Raw genomic sequence first — 988 nt, 5'->3', positions numbered from 1 at the left:
CAGTTGGTAGAGCACGACCTTGCCAAGGTCGGGGTCGCGAGTTCGAGTCTCGTTTCCCGCTCCAAAATGTGATGTGTAGAATGTACTATCATTCTGCAACGCGTTAAAAAACAGACCGAAAGGTCTTTTTTTTTGCCCGTAATCCTGGCATGAGCCATCCACGGGCATGATGTCATTACCTACGCTGCTCCCCCTCCACGTGTTCGCACCCTAAACTTTTACGCATTTGAGCTTTAAGCGGCTCCTATGCCTTCTTTTCTTGTTGTATGCCATCACTTTCATACAACTGCAAAATGCGTTCCGCGAAGTCATCATCGACGGTGTAAAAGTAGCTTTCCGGCACGCCAAGTACGCGGGCAAAGGCGCACATCATCTCGAAGGTGGGGCGATAGGTGCCGCTTTCATACTGAGAGACGCGCGACCGTGCGGTCGCTTCTTCGATACCCGCGAGGACTCCGAGTTTTTCCTGAGTCAACTTGGCATGCAGGCGGGCGGATTTAAGGCGAGCAGGTAGCATCATGGCACCATCGATAATCGATATTGACTTAGTGTTTAGCATTACTTAACATCGCCGTTGTTTAGATATGCTGAACATTTGCACATAATAACATCGGGGGATGGTAATGGACGGTAAGGACTGGCACCCGGCAGATATTATTGCTGCGCTGAAAAAGCAAGGTACAACACTGTCTGCACTTTCCCGAGAGGCGGGATTGGCGTCATCAACACTGGCAAACGCGTTGGCGCGACGTTGGCCCAAAGGCGAACGGTTGATTGCTAAGGCGTTGAGTAAACGGCCTGAGGAGATTTGGCCTTCACGCTATTAGTCCGCATAGAGGAAATGGTATACGCCTTAATTTTCCACCAAAAAGCGCTTCATGCCTCCCCTGTCGAGGAGTAGCCTTGCATTATCCCTGACGCAATACATGGAATTTGCAATGAGTGTGATTTATGTGGTGGTACTGACGTATGTGCAGCCGCTTGAGGC

At 50.3% G+C, this 988-nt stretch carries 2 protein-coding genes; one reads left to right on the top strand and one right to left on the bottom strand.

Features of this window, described 5'->3' with window-relative positions:
• Window positions 1-244: 244 nt before the first annotated feature.
• Window positions 245-517 carry a helix-turn-helix domain-containing protein gene (locus tag J5224_RS30170; RefSeq protein WP_264628731.1) on the bottom strand — a complete coding sequence of 91 codons (273 nt, stop codon included), beginning with the start codon at window positions 515-517 and terminating at the stop codon, window positions 245-247.
• A 106-nt stretch (window positions 518-623) separates the two neighbouring features.
• Here J5224_RS30170 and J5224_RS30165 point away from each other — a divergent pair, with 106 nt between their 5' ends.
• Window positions 624-827, top strand: a complete 204-nt coding sequence (locus J5224_RS30165; RefSeq protein WP_264628730.1) for a helix-turn-helix domain-containing protein — start codon at window positions 624-626, stop codon at window positions 825-827.
• Window positions 828-988 lie beyond the last annotated feature (161 nt).

This window comes from Candidatus Symbiopectobacterium sp. NZEC135, assembly GCF_025962695.1.
Note: the sequence above shows the minus strand (reverse complement) of the source record. Positions and strands in the feature narration are given on the sequence as shown.